The sequence below is a fragment of the Terriglobus albidus genome (genome assembly GCF_025685425.1).
Lineage (GTDB): Bacteria > Acidobacteriota > Terriglobia > Terriglobales > Acidobacteriaceae > Terriglobus > Terriglobus albidus.
This window is the reverse complement of sequence record NZ_JAGTAS010000026.1, coordinates 83352-102981: the sequence shown is the minus strand read 5'-3', so window position 1 is coordinate 102981 and position 19630 is coordinate 83352. Positions and strand designations below refer to the sequence as shown.

Genomic DNA, 19630 nt, shown 5'->3' with positions numbered 1-19630 from the left:
ATCTAAGACTCAAGGAACCCGTGAGGGAGGAAACGAAATATGGCATATAGCGATAAGGTCGTAGACCACTACAACAACCCCCGTAACGTCGGCACCCTGGACAAGAGCTCCGAGGATGTTGGCACGGGCCTGGTCGGCGCACCTGAGTGCGGCGACGTGATGCGCCTGCAGATCAAGGTGAACCCCGAGACGCAGGTCATCGAAGACGCCAAGTTCAAGACCTTCGGCTGTGGCTCGGCCATCGCTTCTTCCTCGCTCGCCACCGAGTGGGTGAAGGGCAAGACCATCGACGAGGCTCTCGCCATCTCGAACACCGACATCGTGAAGGAGCTCGCGCTTCCTCCGGTCAAGATCCACTGCTCGGTTCTGGCGGAAGACGTCATCCGCGCCGCAATCGGCGACTGGAAGAAGAAGAACGGCGTTGAGACCGAAGCGGCAGCTCCGGCCGCCGCTGCCCACTAATCTCCTTCGGCATTCATAACGAAAAGGCGCAGACTTCGGTCTGCGCCTTTATGTTTTAAGATCCACCGATGCACTCGGTTCGCGGCGGTGAACTATTCGAGCGTAGCTCGAACCAGGTGGGAGCCGAGGGCTTCTAGCCCTCGGTTTACCGGCCTAATACGAATGGCTTTAGCCTTGGGCCAGAATTAGCAGTTTTGGCTCTTCCTTCGGCATAGCCGAGGGCAGCTCCGCTGTGCTGGAGCGATATACTGGAAATGATGCGAATGAGTGCCTTGTCGCATCTAAACATCTATGTCTACTGTGTCCATCAGCCCGACCACCAGCCACGCCATGAGCGCCCCGGCGCCCGAGGAACAGAAGCTCTCCTCGCCGCTGGCGACGGCGGTGGCTGCGCCCGAGTCGAATGCAAAGGCTACCGGCGTCTCCGTGACGGAAAAGGCGATCCGCCGCATCCGCGCCGCCATGCACAAGGAAGGCATCTCGGGCACCGACGGAGGTCTGCGGCTGGGAGTGACCGGCGGCGGCTGCTCCGGCCTGAGCTACTCCATCCGCTTCGATACCAAGCCGCGTGAACGCGACCGCGTGTGGGAGTTTGAGCAGGATGGCGAACGGGTCCGCATCTTCGTCGACCCGAAGAGCTTCATCTATCTGAACGGCATGATCCTCGACTTCGAAGAGACTCTCATGCGCCAGGGCTTCAACTTCATCAATCCCAACTCGCAGAAATCCTGCGGCTGCGGCTCATCGTTCACTGCATGACCCCACCATGGGTGTCTCATATATGGGGTCCCCAACAAACTTGTTTGTTGGGGTGGTGTCTCGGCTCTGCCGAGATGTGGGATCATCGAGCGCCAGCTCGATCCGTTTTTCGTCGTCACTATCCTCGATACACTGATCTCTGATGACCGACTACTTCGCATTCTTCGGCCTTCCCCGTCACCTGCAACTCGACACCGCAGCACTGGAGAAGCAGTTCTACACGCTGAGCCGCAAATTGCATCCGGATCGCTTCGCTGCAAAGCCTCTCGCCGAGCAGGAAGAAGCGCTGCGCCAATCCTCGCTGCTGAACGATGCCTATCGCACACTGAAGGAACCCATTGCCCGTACCGAATATCTGCTGACGTTGGAAGGCGTGCAGCTCGAAGAGCAGTCACGGGCCGCAACCGACGCCGCCAGAGCCGCCGGTACCGAGAAGAAACAGGTAGCTCCGCCGGAGCTTCTCGAGGAGGCCTTCGAGCTCAACATGCAGCTTGAAGAGATGAAGATGAACAAGCAGATGGGCGACGACGATCCCCAATTGCGCAAAGACCTCGAAGTTGCAAAGGCGAACTTCGAAGGGATGCTCGCCACCGCGCAGATCGAGCTCGAATCGTTGTGGTCCAGATGGGATGCGGCCGTCGATGCGAGTGACGACACCGCAAAGACCAAAGCCCGCGACGGTATGGTAGCTCTGCTCAACCGCCGCAGCTACATCCGCAATCTCGTACGCGACGTCAACGCGGCACTGGAATAAACGCCCGGGAGGTTCTTGGGTGGGAGCAGCGGGCTTTTAGCCCGCTGATTCAGAGCGACCGATCAATGGGCTTTAGCCCTGGGCATTTCTGTCTATCAAAGAAAGTCCAGGGCTGAAGCCCACGGCTCCCACGCTTCACTATGCATAACCAATTACGTTACGACTGAATCCACGGGTTATACGTCCCCACATGCCATAGATATCCCTCGGGATCACGGCAGGTAAATCCCTTCCCACCGTAAAACTTCTCTTCAAGATCGAAGACCATCTCTGCCCCGGCAGCCTTTGCCAGCGCATACACGGCATCGCAATCGCTGACGACCAGCGCAACACTCCTCGTCTCGCGGCCGCCGATCTCCTGCGGAGTGGCGGCATACGGCGTATATGGAGTTTCGTTTTGTGCAGATCCCAGCATGATCATGCCGTTGCCGAAGGTAAGCTGTGCGTGGTCGACACGCACACCATCCGCGTTCATATACACCGCCTGCTTCTCGAAGCCGAGTGCGTTACAAAGCCATTCGATTGCCGCCACGCAGTCGCGATATCGCATGCCGGGAATCACCGTTGAGGGAACATTCGCTGCCGGAGTCTTCATTCGCCTATCCTCACCTCTCTACCAACAGACTTCTTGGAAAAAACGGAAATCATCTTACAGCACAAGATGGTTTGCCCAAGGCCGTTCGAGACGCGAATAGGCCGTCGGACTGATCCCGGAGAACTCATGAAACTCGTTCGCAAAGTGCGATTGATCATAGTACCCGCACTCCAGCGCCAACTCGGCCCATGGCAACTCCGTCCCTTGATGTAATTGCTGCACAGCCCGCTGGAACCGCAGGATCCTCAGAAACGACTTCGGGGACACGCCAATCTCCTCACGGAACAGATCGCGCACCCTGCGGTCACTCAGGCCAGTCGCCTTGCTCGCCTCTGCCAGCGAACATACCGTCGCGCGCCGCCGGATCTCCAGCAACATGGCGCATACCGCCGGATGCAGAGGAGCGGCTCCCAGCCTGCCACGGAGGAACAATTCGAGCAAAGCAAACTTTGACTCCGGTCCGGAGACCTCCATCAGGCGCTCACGAAGCGTTTCCGCCTCTCTCCCAAGCAGCAATTCCAGATCTGTCTCTACGCCGCAGAGTTCTGTTGCCGGCTCTGCCAAGAAACGCCGCTGACCGCCGGGAGCAAAAACCACACCGACCATCTCTTCGGTGTCTGCAAGGTCGATGGTCTGGTATCCATGCTGCAGCCCAACCAGGAGCGAGGGAGCCTGCAGGAATCGCTCTCCCGAGCGAAGAACGCCGTGACAGTTGGCATGAGCCAGGTTAATGACGATCTGAGTGTCGCCATTCGGCAGAACGCGCTGTAAGGTGCTCGCAATGCCAGGTGTGCAGGCGTACCAGAACATCTTCACCCATGCCTCTAGCGGCGCCTTCGGCTTGTATTCGAGATAGACCACGCATCGCCCTTTGCTGTGCCGTCATCAGAAGAATGCGACAATAGTATGTTGCGCCTCTGCGGCTGTCAGCCGCCAGTGGACTCTTGTTTATGGCAGATCTTTTACAGATTGAAAGCATTCAGCCCGCGGGCCGCGTGGTCGGCATTGACCTCGGCACAACGAACTCGCTCGTTGCCTTCATGGAAGGCGAGAAGCCGGTGGTCATTCCGGGCGAAGATGGATTGAACCTCGTCCCCTCGGTGGTCGCATTGACCGGCGACGGTGCAGTCGTAGGCAATCCGGCGCGCACTACCCTGCTGAGCCATCCCGGCAGCGCGGTCTACTCCGCCAAACGCCTGATGGGCCGCGGTTTGGAAGACGTGCAGGAGGAGATCAAGCTCTTTCCCTTCCATATCGCGTCCAAAGCCGGCGAGGTATTGCGCCTGAAAGTCGCTGACCGTGAGATGACGCCACCGGAGATCTCCGCTCTGGTTCTCGGCCAGTTGAAGAGGAATGCCGAACGATTCTTCGGCCAGCCCGTCACCAAGGCCGTCATCACCGTTCCCGCGTACTTCAATGACGCACAGCGGCAGGCGACCAAAGATGCCGGTCGCATCGCCGGCCTTGAAGTGCTGCGCCTTGTCAACGAACCCACAGCAGCAGCCCTGGCCTATGGCCTCGACCGCGCAAAAGAAGGCATCGTCGCCGTCTACGATCTCGGCGGCGGAACCTTCGACGTCTCGATCCTGAAGCTGCACGAGGGCATCTTCGAAGTCATCTCTACCAACGGCGACACGCATCTCGGCGGGGACGACATCGATCACCTGCTGCTGGCGATCGCGCTCGATGAGATCGCTAACGAGATCGACCCCACACTCGCCGCCAATCCGCATACCGTGCAGGCGGTGCGCAAAGCCGTCATCGACGCCAAGATCGCTCTCTCCTCCGAACAGGAGACTCGGATTGATGCTGCCCTCCCAGGAGGCCGCAAATACCAGCGCACGATCACACGCGAACAGTTCGAAAGCCTGATCGTCGATGTCATCGCCCGCACTGCTGGTCCGGTAAAGCAGGCGCTGAAAGATGCCGGCCTGCAGCCTGAGCAGATCGACGAGGTCGTGCTCGTTGGTGGTTCCACTCGCATTCCTGCAGTACGCGCTCTTGTCGATACACTCTTCGGTCTGAGTGCCCGCGGCAGGAAGGCTCACACCGAGCTCAATCCTGACGAGGTCGTGGCTCTCGGGGCAGCTGTGCAGGCTGACATCCTCGCCGGTGGATCGTCCGCTACCGAAGACCTGCTGCTGCTTGACGTCACTCCGCTCTCGCTCGGCATTGAAGCGCTCGGTGGTGTCGTCGCCAAAATCATTCAGCGCAACTCCACCATCCCGGCAAGTGCCACCGAGCACTTCACCACCGGCGTCGATGGACAGACGAACGTCGCCATCCATGTCGTGCAGGGCGAGCGCGAGCTGGCGAAAGACTGCCGCTCGCTGGCTCGCTTCGACCTCAAGGGAATTCCTCCTATGACCGCCGGCATGCCGCGTATCGAAGTAAAGTTCCTCATCGACGCCAACGGCATTTTGCACGTCAGTGCCCGCGAACAGCGCAGTGGTAAAGAGGCAGAGATCGAGGTTAAGCCGACCTACGGTCTCACCGACGAACAGGTGGAAGAGATGATTCTCTCGAGCTTCGACAATGCCGAAGCCGACCTGGCCGAACGCCAGTTGATCGAAGCAAAGAACGAAGCCGCTACGATCACGGATGCGGTCGAAAAAGGTAAGAAGCATCCCGCCTGGCAGCAGTTAACTGCCGATGAGCTCGCCGCCATCAAGATCGCCGAGGTCGAACTCGAAGCCTCAGTGAAGGGTGGCGATTACAGGATCATCCGCACGGCAATCGACAGCCTGGATAAAGCTACACGGCGTTTCGCGGAACTGATGATGGACTCCGCTGTTGCCGGAGCACTGACCGGACAAACTATGGCTGCCGCGGGTGAGAAGATGGGAGAGGGCCCTACGGCGCCGCACCCTTTCGCACCCGCACAGATCAGCGAAGCGAAACCTGAAGAAAAGAAGGATTAAGAGATATGTCAGATACCACAAATCTTCCCGAGGTTGACCTCAGCAAGCCTCCCGCTGCTGACATGGTGCGCGTGACCTTTTTGCCTGAAGGCAAGACAGTGGAGTTCAAGTTCGGCACGATGCCCTACGATCATCACGGCAAGCCGATGAGCTTTCTGGATGTGGCCGAGAACTATCACATCTTTCTCGACCACGCCTGTGGCGGCTCCTGCGCCTGCACCACATGCCATGTCTATGTGAAGGAAGGAGCTGAGGGCCTCTCCGAACCAGAAGATGATGAACTGGACCGCATCGATCAGGCTGCTGGGCCTCAGCTGAACTCCCGCCTGGGCTGCCAGGCCATCATTACGAAGCCTGGAAGTTACACCGTGGAGATTCCGAGCTGGAATCGTAACTACGTCAGCGAAGGCAAACCACTAGCTCTGGCAAGCGATAAAAAGGATTGAAGTAAGTCCTTTCGTTTCGTGCAAACACGTTACTTAAGGAATCAGAAATTGCCGGCTTCGAGGTGACTCGCAGCCGAGTACTGGTCCAAAACGGGAATGCATCACAATCAACACAGTGCGTCCCCTCCCGGGACCCTCTGTTGTTCCTGACAATGGTGCCATGGTGCCGATGCCTCCTGTCAGCGAATTATCATGGAGGGCGGATTTTTCGCTCCGAGCCATGGTCAGGGCGCTACCCGGTGTGCTCCTGCTGTTCGATCGAAATGGTCTGATCCTCGCAGCCAGCGGTGGAGGAGAGGCTTTTTTTGACTATTCTCCGGAGGAACTGATCGGGAGACAGATCGAAACACTTCTTCCCGGATTCAGCAGACGCGGGCGCACTGAAGCTGCCGATAGTCACTCGGCCAACCATGCGGAGTTCTCCGCCATCTCCAGAAACGGTACGGTAATTCCAGTTGAGGTGCGGCTTGGGGTGATGGACGGCGCTTCCGGCGATCCGATGCTGGCCTCCATTACGGATCTCTCCGAACGTAAAGAATTGGAGACCTCGTTGAAACACAGCCGGCTTGAAATGGAGCGGCTGCGGGACATGCTGGCTGAAAAGTCCGTAAAGCTGAGCCAGGCCGAGGAACATCTACGGAACAATCGAGAGAAATTCCGTTATCTCTTCGAACGCAATCCGTTGCCGATGTGGCTCTACTCGCAGGAGACGCTACGCTTTCTCGAAGTGAACGCTGCAGCGCTGAGTCGCTACGGTTACACCCGCGACGAGTTTCTGTCGATGACGATTCAGGACATCCGCCCCGACGGAGAGCTGGAACGTCTACGGAAGAACCTTGGATCCACTGATCGTGACGGTTACCAGCGAAGCAGGAACTGGCGGCACCGGGCGAAGGATGGCAAGCTGATCGAGGTTGATATCTTCAGCCATGCGGTCATCTATGAAGGGACACCGGCGCGCATGGTCGTGGCGCTGGATGTAACAGAACGCAACACGACCGAGGCGCAGTTGCGGCGCTCGCAGAAGATGGACGCCATTGGCCAACTGACCGGCGGCATCGCCCATGACTTCAACAACCTGTTGATGATCATCCTGGGAAATCTGGAAGGCATCGCGGACGAAGCCGCGGACAACCAACGCATTCGGGAGATGGTGGACGATGCTCTCTCCTCTGTCGCCCGGGGAGCCGGTTTGACGCGGCGCATGCTTGCTTATGCCCGGCAGCAGTCTCTTGAAGCGAAGATCGTGGACCTCCGCTCGCAGGTAAGCGAGATGGCAGATCTGTTGGCTCGCAGCCTGGGAGAGGAGATCCAGGTGGAACAGCGATTGCCGGAGGATCTCTGGAAGACGCGCGTCGATCCGAGCCAATTGGAAAGCGCCATTCTGAATCTGGTGGTCAACGCGCGAGACGCCATGCCACATGGTGGAACGATCATCATCTCCGGTAGAAATCACACGATGGATGCAACGGAGGCACTTATGCATGAGCTGCCCGCCGGCGATTACATCGTGCTGGACGTGAAGGACACAGGTACAGGTATCTCACGCGAAGATCTGGAGCATGTTCTGGAACCGTTCTTCACCACCAAACCGGTGAACAAGGGCACGGGCCTGGGCCTCAGCATGGTCTACGGATTCGCGAAGCAGTCAGGCGGCCAATTAGGCATCACCAGCGAGTTGGGCAGCGGAACCGTCGTCAGCCTCTATCTGCCGCGAGTCCACGAACAGATCGAGACGGCTATCGTAGAGCCGCCTGCTTCAGAACCGATTCACTCTGGCCCCAGAAAAACGGTTCTCCTGGTGGAAGACGACGCGTCGATTCGCAAGATGCTCGAACGCCTGCTGAACCATCTCGGGTATGAGGCCTTCGCCGCAGAGGATGGCCCGAGCGCCATGGCGCTCTATGAGCGGCTTGGAGAGATCGATATGCTCATCTCCGATGTCGTCCTTCCGAACGGAATGAGCGGCGTCGAGATCGGCGCACAGATCACGGAAAAACAACCGGGGCTCCCAGTGATCTACATGTCCGGCTATACACGCAATGAATTAAATCAAAGCGCACTGAAAGACGAGAAGGTCTTCCTGCTGCAGAAACCATTCCGTCGCGAAGACCTGATACGCGCCATTCAGCTTGTCACGAGCTGCACGACAAAATAGGGCTGACGGCCAACGTCTTCATCCTCCACTCCATTCACTCTTTGAAACGCTTGCTTCAGGCAGCGCCGTTAGCCGATGCTCTTTCCTGGACGCGCCGTGCGACCACCCAGGCGTACTGCACGGCGGAACAGGGCGCAATCATTGAAATCGCACGCAGCAGCAGATCGATCGGAGTCTGAAACGGAAGCCACCCCCAAACCTGATGCACCAGGATCAGGATGACCGTGACGATCTGGACTGCCGTATTTACCTTGCCCAGCATGCTCGGGGGAAAGTCGCGAAGAGTGTTGGTGACATACAGCAGAGTGCAGACCAGCAGGATACCGAGATCGCGGCTGAAGACCAGCACCGTCACATAACGCGGCACCAGTCCTTCATGCGTCACCACTAGAAACAACGTGGAGAGCAGCAGCTTATCCGCGATGGGATCGAGGTACTGCCCCAGGGTGGTGCGCTGCCCCAGCTTCCGCGCCAGCATGCCATCGAGCCCGTCGGAGATGCCGGCGGCCACAAAAAGAACAAAGGCGCCCGACCAGTTGCCGTCGAAGATTTCGATCACCAGAAACGGCACCAGAAAGAGCCGCAACAGCGTGAGCAGATTGGGAGCCGTACGAAACTGTGCCAGGACGTTCAAAGTACTTAGCTGAATCTTAGCTGAAGCGACCTCATGCACCTCGGAAAGCATGGCACATCCTACACCCGCCGCCTGCTTCGGGACTCAATCGGGACATACTTTGGTACAATTGTGGGGTGGGCGTCCCCCAAGATGCCTATCCGACCTTGCAGGCGCGTAGCTCAGTTGGTTAGAGCGCTACCTTGACACGGTAGAGGTCAGCGGTTCGAATCCGCTCGTGCCTACCATCCTTTCAATCACTTCCGGTTCAAATCTGGGAACACAGCAAAAAGTGTGGGAACAGATGGGAACGTTAGACGCCCAACTGCGCGGCGAGTAGCGTTTGAGCCTCACGCTTCGCCGGTGTTACGGCCTGGGCGTATTTCGACAAGGTCATCGTTGGCGTTGAATGCCGCATGAGTTCCTGCGTCACCTTGAGGCCAACTCCGGCCGATTCGAGCAGCGTTGCGAACGTCCTGCGGAACGTATGCCACCCGATTTGCTTCTCAATGCCCGCTCGATCTGCGGCGGGCCTGATCTGCCGCCCTAGTAGCGTATGCGGCCAGTAAGGCAACTTCCCTTCCGCCCGTGGACTGGCGAAGACCCAATCCTCGGGACGGCTGTATTCCGTCACTGAATGCCATTTTGACAGCACCGACCAGACGGTTTCAGTCATGGGAAGAGGCCGTCTAGACCCAACCGTCTTGGTGTTGCCCGCGACTTGGTCAACAATCGACCGCCGATGATGGTGTAGCTGAAGCACTGCGGGTTAGTGGATGGAGCGGCCGAAACGGAGAACGTGAAATTGGTTGCCGCCGTCCTGGCCGTCACCTGCGGAGGAGATGCGAGGAATCCGGTATTACAAGTGACACCTAGCTTTGTGCCAAGCGAGGAATCATTGTTGAGAAGGATTTGTGAGTTAGCCGTAACGGCGGTAGTGTTGACCTGAACCGAGGTTGCGCCAGCAGCGATGACTACCGAACCGGAGGAGGCTGCCGCGCATACTGCTGGAGATGCAGCCGAACTACAGTTGGCCGTCGTGTTATATCGCGACGTCTTCGCCCCCGTGGAATCGAATCTTCCCCACTCGGTGAAAGAGCTGAGCGCGTAATTGTACTGGCCAAACGTGAAAATCCCCGACGAGCTGGTCGTATATGCACGCCACTGGAACCCGGTGTCGATCACAAATCCCGTGCGCTGGCTCGTACCATCGTTGTAGAGATCGAGCGCCGGAGTCTGTTGGGTTGCTGCATTGAATCCCAAGGTACCGAAGTTGATACCGTAGATGGGCTGGAGAATGCGATTGAAGAACCCAGGAGTCTTAGGGTAAGGCGCACCACCATCCGAGATCATGAAAGTATTTAGTGCCTGCGCAATGGCATTTGCGCCAGCTACGGTGTTGTGCAGGTGGTCGGTCGGAATATCGTAAAATTTCGCGTTATTCTGATCAGGAAGAACCGTTGACATATCGAAAACGAGGTCGATGCCTGTGAGAGTACCTTCTATTGCCGCTTGGTTCGCTTGCTGAACAAGTAAGCCCATTGTCGGACTTTGACTGTTACTATCTGGCATCGTTAGTACGACGACAAAATATCCGTCAGTCTTGGCCGCTGTAAGCATTGACTGAAAACTTGCAATAGCGGTGCTGTAAGGAACACTGGCAGCTAAGCTGTTGAACACACAGCTTAGCGATGCGAAGAATATCTGTCGTGGACATGATGCCGGATTACTCCCGAATGCTGCACAGGTGACGGCTGGCGAAAGATTGTGGGCATTGGGGATTGTAACGCCCTGATATGTAACGTCCGTGGTGTAGTCCGTAAACTGCTGGGCGGCGTTCTTTCCGTCCACCGAGTTGTTGTAATACCGTCCCTGGCCCTGCGCCCACGCTAAATTCCAAAAAGACGTAGGGAAAAGCGGAGGTATTTCCGCCAATTGCCGTAGCAGTATTGACGACCGAACTTACGTGAGAGCCGCCAGAGTGGGCGGCGGCCTCATAGCTGGACCCGCTGAAATAGTATGTCTGCCCTGAAAGATTGAGGCTCCATCCGTTCACGTTGCCAGTTGTGACCCCGTTGACAGTAGTGCACTGGCTAGCAGTGCCGCTGGTGGCTGTAATGACGCAGGGAGCGCCAGAACTCGGGAAAGCTGCTTTCCCGTTGAGCTGAGTTTGTACCGAGCTCGTCGGGTCCAGGTAGCCCATGACCGTCGGAGACACTCCGTCAACAGTGGTACCGGAGATTGTCCCACCCGTGACGTTCACGGAATTCGCGTTCTGGGTGACGATCGTTCCGAGACCGAGATTTGTGCGTGCTGTGGTCGCGCTGGCGAGATCAGAAAGATTGTTCGCTACTTGCGCGAAGGTGCCTGTCGGCTGCGTTGCAGCGGTCCCCAATCCCAAGTTGGTACGAGCCGCTCCCGCATTCGCGACGTCAGATAGATTCGCGCTCTTTTGCAGACTGGCGGATTGAGCCGCCGCCGCTCCGGAGGCATCGTATACCCCAGATCTGATTACGCTGGTGAGATCGCTACTGGCGCACGTCGTGGCTGAGGTTGTTGAGGTATTGCAGACCGGCCCTGTTGTGTCTGGATACCTCGCGGCTGGAGTAGCCCCTGACCACTGCGACGGCGAGCTGCCGGGAGTGTGATTGGTGTTCGAACTGACAAGGGAGACCCATGTTCCACCCGCATAAGTGACCAAGTCTCCCACGCCATAGCCGGTAGTGGGCGAATAGTCACCTTTATAGGTGATGACCTGCGGACCAAGGATAGAGCCCGCAGCCTGTACCGGGGAGTAGTGGTCGAGCGCCCATGTTGCCCCAGTTATTCCCATAACGCCCCATAGGTTGAAGCTCTTGCCGCTTGTAGAGAGGCCTGTTGATGTATTCGCGATGGTAATGTCATAGGCAAATGGGGGACTGCTCAACGCTTGATCGGCAACTTGGCAGGCCCAGAGACCGTTCCGTCGGGCTGGACCGCTCCGTCGATTACGCCATTGCTGACATGGCAAACGATAGGATCGGGAGACAATAGACCACCACCAGCCAACGATATCGCTTGTTTAAACTGTTTGGCGTCCCGGGGTTGAAATGATACGGTGCCTACGCTGATGGGAGCATTTCCGGTCCGTAGTGATGATGCTGTCACAGTCGTGTACTGCGCACGCGCCGTACCGATACCGATACCGATTACAGCGAACAGCAGCATTAAAGAGTACTTCTTTGCGGGCCGCAACCGGCCCGTAATCGTCGTGCTATGCATGACAGGATTCCTTTCGAAAAGCACCCGCTTTGCTCGGGGGTCCAATCACAAACAAAGCGGGTGTGGAGAAAAGGCGGACAAGGGAGATGAGGTAAGCAGGCCCCTGTTGAGCTTGTCCGCTTCTATCGTCCGCTCCTCAACCCTAGCGGATATCGATTAGCTGTTAGCTGTGGAGGGTAATACCCTGGATTGCCTCGGAGCGGCGGACGCGGCCGTCACTGCGACGGTATGCAAGCAACACGATCTGACCCTGAATTTCCAGAAACTGTTTACCTATTGACACTGGCATATCAGCTTCACTAGAGTTCGCACCTGAGGGAGTAAGCTCGCCTGCATGAAATCTCTACCCTGCAAACAGCTGCTGCTGCCGGCGGCTGCCTTGGCCTTTGCCTGCTGCCACGTCTCTGCATACGCGCAAGCCGCACCGTCTCTGCAAGCCATCCAACAGGGATTTCTGAGTCCGCCCAACGAGGCCAAACCCATGGTGCGCTGGTGGTGGTTCGGCCCCGCAGTGGAGAAGCCCGAGATTCTGCGCGAGCTGCAGCAGATGAAGGCCGATGGCATCGGCGGAGCAGAGCTCGCCTTCGTCTATCCCCAGGTCCTCGATGATCCCGCAAGCGGCCTGAAGAACTTCTCCTTCCTCTCGCCCGAGATGCTTGATGCCGTGCAGTACGCCCAGGCAGAGGGCCGCAAGCTCGGTCTGCGCATCGATGTCACCCTCGGCAGCGGCTGGCCCTACGGCGGCCCCACCGTCACGCTGCACAATGCAGCAACGCGCCTGCGCACCATCGTCGCGGCACTGCCTGCGGGAGCCGCCAGCACTCCACTGCCCGCATTGAAAGAGGGCGAGAGCCTCATCTACGCCGCAGCCGTGAACGGAACGCAGTCGAAGTGGGATGCCTCCACCTCATCGCCAGCAACACTGGACTCTGCGTCCGCAAAAGTCACTGCAGCAGACGTGCCGCGCGCGATCCTTTTCTTCGTTCAGAGCCACACCGGCCAGATGGTGAAACGCGCCGCAGTCGGTGCTGAAGGCTGGGTGCTCGATCCTTTCAGCAAGGAAGCAGTCGCCACTCATCTGAAGACCGTGGGCGAGCCTCTCGTCAAAGCCTTCGGCAATACGCCTCCCTACGCCATCTTCTCCGACTCCCTCGAAGCCTATGGAGCCGACTGGACGCCAACGCTTCCCGAAGAGTTCCGCAAACGTCGCGGCTACGATCTGCTTCCACACCTGCCCGAACTGGTGGCGGGCGACGCTCCGAACTCCGCGAACATTCGCCACGACTGGGGCAAGACGCTGACCGAGCTGGTCAACGAAGCCTACCTGGTGCAGATCAATGACTGGGCCAAACAGCACGGCACGAAGTTCCGTTCGCAGACCTATGGCGAGCCCGCCGTCTCACTCTCGAGCCAGAAGCTTGTCGCTCTACCCGAAGGTGAAGGACCGCAGTGGCGGGCCTTTTCGACACTGCGCTGGGCCAGCTCCGGCAATCACCTCTTTGGCAATAACGTCACCTCCGGCGAGACCTTTACCTGGCTGCACTCGCCCGTCTTCCGTGCGACACCGCTCGATATGAAGGCCGAAGCCGACATCGATTTCATCATGGGCGAGAACCAGCTCATCTTCCACGGCTGGCCCTACTCGGCGCCACAGGTAGGAGAGCCCGGTTGGTCGCTCTACGCCGCCGCCGTCTTCAATGATCACAACCCGTGGCATCCGGTCATGCCTGCGGTGACAAACTACATCGCCCGTCTGAGCTACCTGATGCGACAAGGCAAGCCCGCAAACCAGGTCGCAGTTCTGTTGCCGACCGACGATGCATGGGCAGCCTTCAGGCCGACCAAGGTCACCGTCACCGGAGCGATGCAGGACCTCCTTCCTAAGGAGATGCTGGGCGCGATCCTCTCCGCCGGCTACAACTTCGACTTCACCGATGCGGAAGCGATCGATCGCCTGGGCGTGCAGCACAGCATTCTGCTGCTGCCGCCAACAACACGCATCCCTGTCTCCACGCTGAAGAAGATCGCTGCCTTCAAGGCAGCCGGAGGCAAGGTCGTTGCCTACGGCCACTTGCCCACACTCACTCCCGAGGGCCGGCCTTCCGCCGAGCTCACGGAGCTCGCTTCGAATCTGTTTCCTGCAGCAGCCAACACCACCGTTGAACTGACCACGGCCTTACACCAAGCAGCAGTTCCCGATCTTTCGTTCGATACCGCAGACTTCGACCGCAACGCAATCGGCTTCATCCGCCGCAAGCTTTCAACCGGCGATATCTACTTCCTGACCAACACCAGCAATCGCGAGATCAAAGCGACTGTCAGCTTCGCCACCAGCTACGCATCAGGCGTGGCGCTCGATCCGGAGACTGGCCACGCACTACCCGGCACGTTCGCACCGAAGAAGATCGTGCTGACACTGGCTCCCTATGAGTCAAGAACGTATCTCTTCGGCAATGGAGTGACCGCTGCCGCAAGCAAAGCCACAACGACAGCGTCGACCACTCCCATCGATCTGAGCCACGACTGGAGTGTCAGCTTCACCGGCACGGGCAAGACAGAAACACAGCACACGCTTGCTGACTGGACCTCCAACGAAGCCACGCTGCATTACTCCGGTGAGGCGGTCTACTCGCGCGGCTTCCGTATCGAGAGGGCTCCGACCTCAGGTGTGTATCTCACCATCAGCGGCGGCAGCGCGGAGCCTGGAGCTCCCGATGCTCCGCCAAGCGCTGAGAAGCGTGAGGGCATTCCCAATCCCCTGGTCACCCGCACAGGGCCTGGCACCCGCGCCTGGTACAACCCGCCTGTGCGCGAAGGCGCCCTGCTCGTCGTAAATGGCAAGCCGGCGGGAGCGCTGTGGCATCCGCCCTATCGCCTGGACATCGCCGGGCTGCTGAAGTCTGGTGAGAACAAGATCGAGATCTATGTCTACAACACCGCGCTCAACGCCTGGTCAGCACTGCCTCCGCATGACTACGAGCCACTGATTGAAAAGTACGGCGACCGCTTCCAGATGCAGGACCTCGATAAGGTCAAGCCCGTCCCATCAGGCATTCTCGGCAACATTGAACTTGTATTTGAAGCGCAGCAATAACAGGAAACGCGCATGAAGAAGACACTTCTTTCCCTCCTTGCTCTTGCCTGCACCACCGTCTCTGCTGCGGCCGCAACCTTCTCTGTCGCCAGATACGGAGCCAAGGGCGATGGCGTCACACTGAACACCAAAGCCATTCAGAGCGCCATCGATGCCGCTGCAAAACACGGCGGCACCGTCACCTTCCCCGCGGGCACCTATCTGACCGGCGCCATCTTCGTGAAGTCGGGCGTGACGCTGCAGATCGACAAAGGCGTCACCATTCAGGGATCGCAGAAGCTCGAAGACTATCCCATGCGTCCCACGCGCGTTGCCGGTATTGAGATGACCTGGCCCGCGGCTCTGATCAACGTCTACCAGGAGCACAACGCCGCCATCACCGGCGAAGGCACCGTCGACGGCGACGGCAAGGTCTGGTGGGACGGCTACTGGGCACTGCGCAAAGAGGACGATCCCAAAGGCCTGCGCTGGGCCGCGGACTACGACGCCAAACGCCCGCGCCTGATCGTTATCTATGACTCACACGATGTGAAGCTTGGTGGTGGCCTGCTGTTGAAACGCCCCGGCTTCTGGACCGTACAGGTGGTCTACTCGCACGATGTGTTGGTAGACGGAGTGATCGTCCGCGCCAATGAAGGCGGACATGGCCCTTCGACAGACGGCGTCGATATCGACTCCTCCCGCAAAGTTACCGTCGCCCACGCCGACATCGAGAACAACGATGACGCCATCTGCCTGAAGGCCGGGCGCGATGCCGATGGGCTGCGCGTCAATCGCCCCACGCAAGACATCATCATCCGCGACTCGCTGATCCGTGTCGGAGCGGCAGGCGTAACCTTCGGCAGCGAGACCTCGGGCGGATTCCGCAACATCGAGATCTACAACCTGCGCACACTCAAGGGAGTTCCGTCAGGCATCCTCTTCAAATCAGCCCGCACGCGCGGCGGCTTCGGCGAGAACATACGCATTCACGACCTGGTGATGGAAGACACACCAACTGTGCTGCGCATGACCATGAACTGGAATCCGAACTACAGCTACACCAAAATCCCCGATGGCCTGACCAACTATCCGGACTACTACAAGGTCCTTACAACCCCTGTCCCTGAAGAGAAGGGCATTGCCTACTTCCACGATGTGCACATCTGGAACATCAAAGCGACCGGTGCCAAAATGGTCTTCGACGTCGCCGGCAATCCGAAGAAGCCGGTCGAGCACTTTGAGATCGATCACCTGGATGTACAGGCCGGCACCGCCGGACACATCAGCGCCGCGCGCGACTGGAACCTGCACGACCTGAAGCTGCAGATCGCCGACGGCAGTTCCGTCGCGCTGGATGACACAGAGAACATCAAGGGCCTTACGCAGACTTCAAAGAAGAGCGATGCCAACGCTCAAACCCCGCATAAATACGAGGAATAACGCACGCATGAAGACATCGTCTCTCTTCCGCGCGGGAGTTGCATCGCTTGCTCTCGCCGCGGTCTCCATCTCTGCGCACGCGCAGCAGAGTCCGAAGCCCACACCGGAGATGCAGGCCATCATCGATAAGGACAACGGCCGTCACTTCGGCACCTCGCCGGAAGATGCCGGTCCGCTCGCGAAAGACATCTCTCCCGCGCTGTCGCCTGCCGCGATCGACAAGGTGATGCGCAAGGTCGCCGACCGGCAGCTCAAGGAGTCGCAGCCTTATTTCGACAGGATCTGGACCTGGAGCGTGCTCTACAGCGGCTTCATGGCTGCCTCTGACTCACTGGGCGATCCGAAGTATCGCAATGCCATGGCCGAAATGGCCGAGAAGTTCGAGTACCAGCCGCGCAATCCTGACAAGCTGCCGAATGCCGATGACATCAGCATCGCGCAGACCTATGCCGAGCTCTATCTCGCCGGCGGTAAGAAGGATGCGAAGATCATCGCTCCCACCATCCACACCCTTGATACCGTCATGCCGCTGGAGACGCTGCGTCCCGGCGACCCGCGCATTCCCTGGTGGTGGTGTGATGCCCTGTTCATGGCCCCACCTGTGTATGTCCGCATGTACGCCGCAACCGGCGATCACAAGTACATCGACTACATGAACGCGCAGTGGCAACGCACCTATGATCTGCTGTGGGACAAGGATGAGCGTCTTTATGCGCGTGACGCGAGCTACATCCCCAAGCGCGGCCCGAACGGCAAAAAGATCTTCTGGTCGCGTGGCGAAGGCTGGGTGATGGCCGGTCTCGCCCGTACACTGCAGTTCCTTCCCAAGGACGACCCACGGCGTCCCTTCTATGTGCAACAACTCAAGGACATGGCCGCACGCATCGCCGAGCTGCAGGACAAAGATGGACAGTGGCACGCAAGCCTGCTCGATGCGGAACACTTCCCTGCGGCCGAGACCTCAGGCGCGTCTCTCTTCGTCTACGGCATGGCTTATGGCGTGAATGAAGGCATCCTCGACAAGGCGAAGTACATGCCGGTGATCAAGAAGGCATGGGCCGGGCTGCTCACCAACATCTACGCCGACGGCCGCCTGGGCAACATCCAGCAGACCGGCGCCGAGCCCGCCTACTACCGCCCCAGCGCCAGCTACACCTACGGCGTAGGCGGCTTCCTGATGGCCGGCAGCGAACTGAAACGGATGACGAAGAAGAAGTAGACCATGCACCGGTTGCCCCATCCATCGCACATCGAGGTCCCCAACGAACTTGTTCGCTGGGGTGATATCGCGATGGGTGGGACATTCGAGCGAAGCTCGAGCTTTTTGTTTGTCATTTCGTAGCGCAGCGAAGAAATCTGTTTCTCCAACACATTGCCCTCAGCGGCTAAAGCCGCATCTTCGTTCTGCATTAGTTCGGCACGGCTGAAGCCGTGCCCTTAAGCAAGACCATCCTGCGACGTTGATAAGAAATTGCAGCCCGACAAAGACGGCGTTTTCGCAACAACATTACTTATAGAAAGACTTATAAACCATTGCGCGTCGCGCAACGGTTTCGCGCTGAAGGCGCGAATGCCGTGCTTAAGGGGACGGCTTCAGCCGTCCCGTACAAGACTTCCACCAAGCGCGGCTTTAGCCGCTGAGGTCATTTCTAAAGTCGCCACTCAATTCAAACCAAAACAAAAGAGGCACCCTTCGGGGTGCCTCTTTTTCATCAACAGCTACTTCGCCTTCTCAATCTCCACGCCAAACACGTACGTCGGTCCGAACATATTCGACCGGAAGATCACCATCTTCATATCCGGCGTAAAGCTTACATTCGGCTCCAGCGTATAGTTGTGCTTGCTCATATTCACCAGCTTCTCCGACTGGAAGACCCACGGCTGAACAAACTCAGGGCCATCCATCATGCCCTCACTCTGGATTTTTTTCGCATGGAAGAGATAGATCCACTCGCCATCAGGAGCGCGAGCTACCTGATGCGGATCGCCGCCGTCACCTGTGAACAAGCCAGCCTTCTCATTCACGTTGAAGTGAATCGACCACTCATTGCGATCCATGTGATACCAGTTGCGCTTCCCTGTCTCGAGATTCAGAGACGCCAACCAGAAGTCCTCGCCCTTCGGTGTTTGCAGATCGTAGTAGACGGTCTTTCCATCCTGTCCCCAGAACTCGTGCCCCGCGATCTCCATCGCCATAGTGCGCTTGTGCATGAGTTGATTGTGCGTGCCGTCGGTCCAGATGGTCCAGATGCGGTCGACCTTCTGCCACGGGCCCTCATGGCAATACATCAGCAGCTTCGGATCGCTGGGTGAGAAGAGCAGATGGTTCACCCAGTCGGTCGAATGCAGCAGTGGGGTGACTTTGCCGTTACGCAGGTCCAGCGTGTAGAGCACCAGCGGAATCTTCGCCGCCAGACGCCGCTCCATCATCTCGCCTTTATTGACCGGCTGATCCAGAGGGCTGGTCTGCGAAACACCGGCCGGCTGTCCGGTTGAGGTGCGTCCGTTGCGGCCATACTGTTCGTTCGGGCGATCTTCTTCGTCGTATGTTCCCGCGGCCAGCGTCTCGTCTGCATTCACCGAGACAATGTTGCCGCGCGGAGGCAGCTTGGCCAGCATGGTGGTCTCGCCGGTATCGACGTTGGTTTTGTAGACCGCACGCTCGTCGTTCTTCACATAGAAGATACTCTGCGTCTTGTGGCCTACCTCCAGCGTGCGCACCTTACCCTTCACCACGCTGCGCGACTTGAGCGTGTGCAGGTCCAACACCGAGATGCCTTCCGGCGTGGTGTAAACCATCTCTTTGCCGTCGGGAGTGTAGGCATTGACGTTGAAGTAGAAGCTGGCCGAGCCCGGCTCATCCGTCAGACGAATGACGCGGTGGCCGGTGTCTTTATCGATCCAGCTCTTGGGGGGATGCGCGACCTCCTCCGGCGTGGGCCGCTTGTCAGCGGGACGGCGATCGTTGGGGACGTTGAAGTCCTGAGCGGCAGACAGGGCCGGACAGAGCAATACGCCGGCGGCAAGGGGGAAGAATGCAGCTACCTTGAAGCGCATACAACATACTCCTGCGGTGCAGATTGTTGTCGGTAAGAAATTGAGCCCCACATGACGTGGTCATGCAGGGCCCACGAGCTGGCTGCTA

The 19630-nt window shown here is 58.4% G+C and carries 17 protein-coding genes and 1 tRNA gene; 10 read left to right on the top strand and 8 right to left on the bottom strand.

Features of this window, described 5'->3' with window-relative positions:
* Positions 1-39: 39 nt before the first annotated feature.
* The 3 genes from iscU to hscB all read left to right on the top strand — a co-directional run bounded on the left by iscU (position 40) and on the right by hscB (position 1975).
* Entirely contained in the window at positions 40-462 is a 423-nt protein-coding gene (gene iscU, locus OHL21_RS04660) for a Fe-S cluster assembly scaffold IscU (protein ID WP_263416085.1), read from the top strand.
* A 291-nt stretch (positions 463-753) separates the two neighbouring features.
* Positions 754-1221, top strand: coding sequence for a HesB/IscA family protein (locus OHL21_RS04655; RefSeq protein WP_263416084.1), 468 nt, complete (start codon positions 754-756; stop codon positions 1219-1221).
* 142 nt (positions 1222-1363) lie between these two features.
* A complete protein-coding gene (gene hscB, locus OHL21_RS04650; RefSeq protein WP_263416083.1) occupies positions 1364-1975 on the top strand; it encodes a Fe-S protein assembly co-chaperone HscB in 612 nt (203 codons plus the stop codon).
* A gap of 157 nt (positions 1976-2132) precedes the next feature.
* Here the strand turns inward: hscB and OHL21_RS04645 are convergent, their stop codons facing one another.
* Both OHL21_RS04645 and OHL21_RS04640 read right to left on the bottom strand, forming a co-directional pair.
* Positions 2133-2570, bottom strand: a complete 438-nt coding sequence (locus OHL21_RS04645; RefSeq protein ID WP_263416082.1) for a VOC family protein — start codon at positions 2568-2570, stop codon at positions 2133-2135.
* Between the two features lie 54 nt (positions 2571-2624).
* Complete coding sequence (locus tag OHL21_RS04640; RefSeq protein WP_263416081.1) at positions 2625-3431, bottom strand: helix-turn-helix domain-containing protein; 807 nt, start codon at positions 3429-3431, stop codon at positions 2625-2627.
* Positions 3432-3520: 89 nt separating this feature from the next.
* On the opposite strand from OHL21_RS04640, the gene hscA reads away from it, so the two are divergent.
* From hscA to OHL21_RS04625, 3 genes are all read left to right on the top strand, one after another.
* The gene (gene hscA / locus OHL21_RS04635; protein ID WP_263416080.1) at positions 3521-5491 is read left to right on the top strand and encodes a Fe-S protein assembly chaperone HscA; all 1971 of its coding nucleotides are present in this window, start codon (positions 3521-3523) and stop codon (positions 5489-5491) included.
* A 5-nt stretch (positions 5492-5496) separates the two neighbouring features.
* Entirely contained in the window at positions 5497-5937 is a 441-nt protein-coding gene (locus OHL21_RS04630; RefSeq protein ID WP_263416079.1) for a 2Fe-2S iron-sulfur cluster-binding protein, read from the top strand.
* A gap of 220 nt (positions 5938-6157) precedes the next feature.
* The gene (locus OHL21_RS04625; protein WP_263416078.1) at positions 6158-8095 is read left to right on the top strand and encodes a hybrid sensor histidine kinase/response regulator; all 1938 of its coding nucleotides are present in this window, start codon (positions 6158-6160) and stop codon (positions 8093-8095) included.
* A gap of 55 nt (positions 8096-8150) precedes the next feature.
* Here the strand turns inward: OHL21_RS04625 and OHL21_RS04620 are convergent, their stop codons facing one another.
* Positions 8151-8780, bottom strand: a complete 630-nt coding sequence (locus OHL21_RS04620) for a CDP-alcohol phosphatidyltransferase family protein (RefSeq protein ID WP_263416077.1) — start codon at positions 8778-8780, stop codon at positions 8151-8153.
* 99 nt (positions 8781-8879) lie between these two features.
* Here OHL21_RS04620 and OHL21_RS04615 point away from each other — a divergent pair.
* Positions 8880-8956: transfer RNA gene (locus tag OHL21_RS04615), tRNA-Val, on the top strand.
* A gap of 65 nt (positions 8957-9021) precedes the next feature.
* Here OHL21_RS04615 and OHL21_RS04610 read toward each other — a convergent pair.
* From OHL21_RS04610 to OHL21_RS04595, 4 genes are all read right to left on the bottom strand, one after another.
* Entirely contained in the window at positions 9022-9384 is a 363-nt protein-coding gene (locus tag OHL21_RS04610) for a tyrosine-type recombinase/integrase (protein ID WP_399257320.1), read from the bottom strand.
* A complete protein-coding gene (locus OHL21_RS04605; RefSeq protein ID WP_263416075.1) occupies positions 9381-10175 on the bottom strand; it encodes a hypothetical protein in 795 nt (264 codons plus the stop codon). The genes OHL21_RS04610 and OHL21_RS04605 overlap by 4 nt, the downstream gene beginning before the upstream one ends.
* A 259-nt stretch (positions 10176-10434) precedes the next feature.
* Complete coding sequence (locus OHL21_RS04600; protein WP_263416074.1) at positions 10435-11634, bottom strand: hypothetical protein; 1200 nt, start codon at positions 11632-11634, stop codon at positions 10435-10437.
* Positions 11631-11969, bottom strand: a complete 339-nt coding sequence (locus tag OHL21_RS04595) for a hypothetical protein (protein WP_263416073.1) — start codon at positions 11967-11969, stop codon at positions 11631-11633. The genes OHL21_RS04600 and OHL21_RS04595 overlap by 4 nt, the downstream gene beginning before the upstream one ends.
* Positions 11970-12303: 334 nt before the next feature.
* Between OHL21_RS04595 and OHL21_RS04590 the strand changes: the two genes are divergently transcribed.
* The 3 genes from OHL21_RS04590 to OHL21_RS04580 are packed head-to-tail and all read left to right on the top strand — an operon-like array spanning position 12304 to position 17704.
* Positions 12304-15063, top strand: coding sequence for a glycosyl hydrolase (locus tag OHL21_RS04590; RefSeq protein WP_263416072.1), 2760 nt, complete (start codon positions 12304-12306; stop codon positions 15061-15063).
* 12 nt (positions 15064-15075) lie between these two features.
* Positions 15076-16485: a glycoside hydrolase family 28 protein gene (locus OHL21_RS04585; RefSeq protein WP_263416071.1), complete on the top strand. Its 1410-nt coding sequence runs from the start codon at positions 15076-15078 to the stop codon at positions 16483-16485.
* 7 nt (positions 16486-16492) lie between these two features.
* Positions 16493-17704 carry a glycoside hydrolase family 88/105 protein gene (locus OHL21_RS04580; protein ID WP_263416070.1) on the top strand — a complete coding sequence of 404 codons (1212 nt, stop codon included), beginning with the start codon at positions 16493-16495 and terminating at the stop codon, positions 17702-17704.
* A gap of 500 nt (positions 17705-18204) precedes the next feature.
* On the opposite strand, the gene OHL21_RS04575 is transcribed toward OHL21_RS04580, so the two are convergent.
* On the bottom strand, positions 18205-19542 hold the full coding sequence (locus tag OHL21_RS04575; protein WP_263416069.1) for an oligogalacturonate lyase family protein: 1338 nt from the start codon (positions 19540-19542) through the stop codon (positions 18205-18207).
* Between the last annotated feature and the right edge of the window lie 88 nt (positions 19543-19630).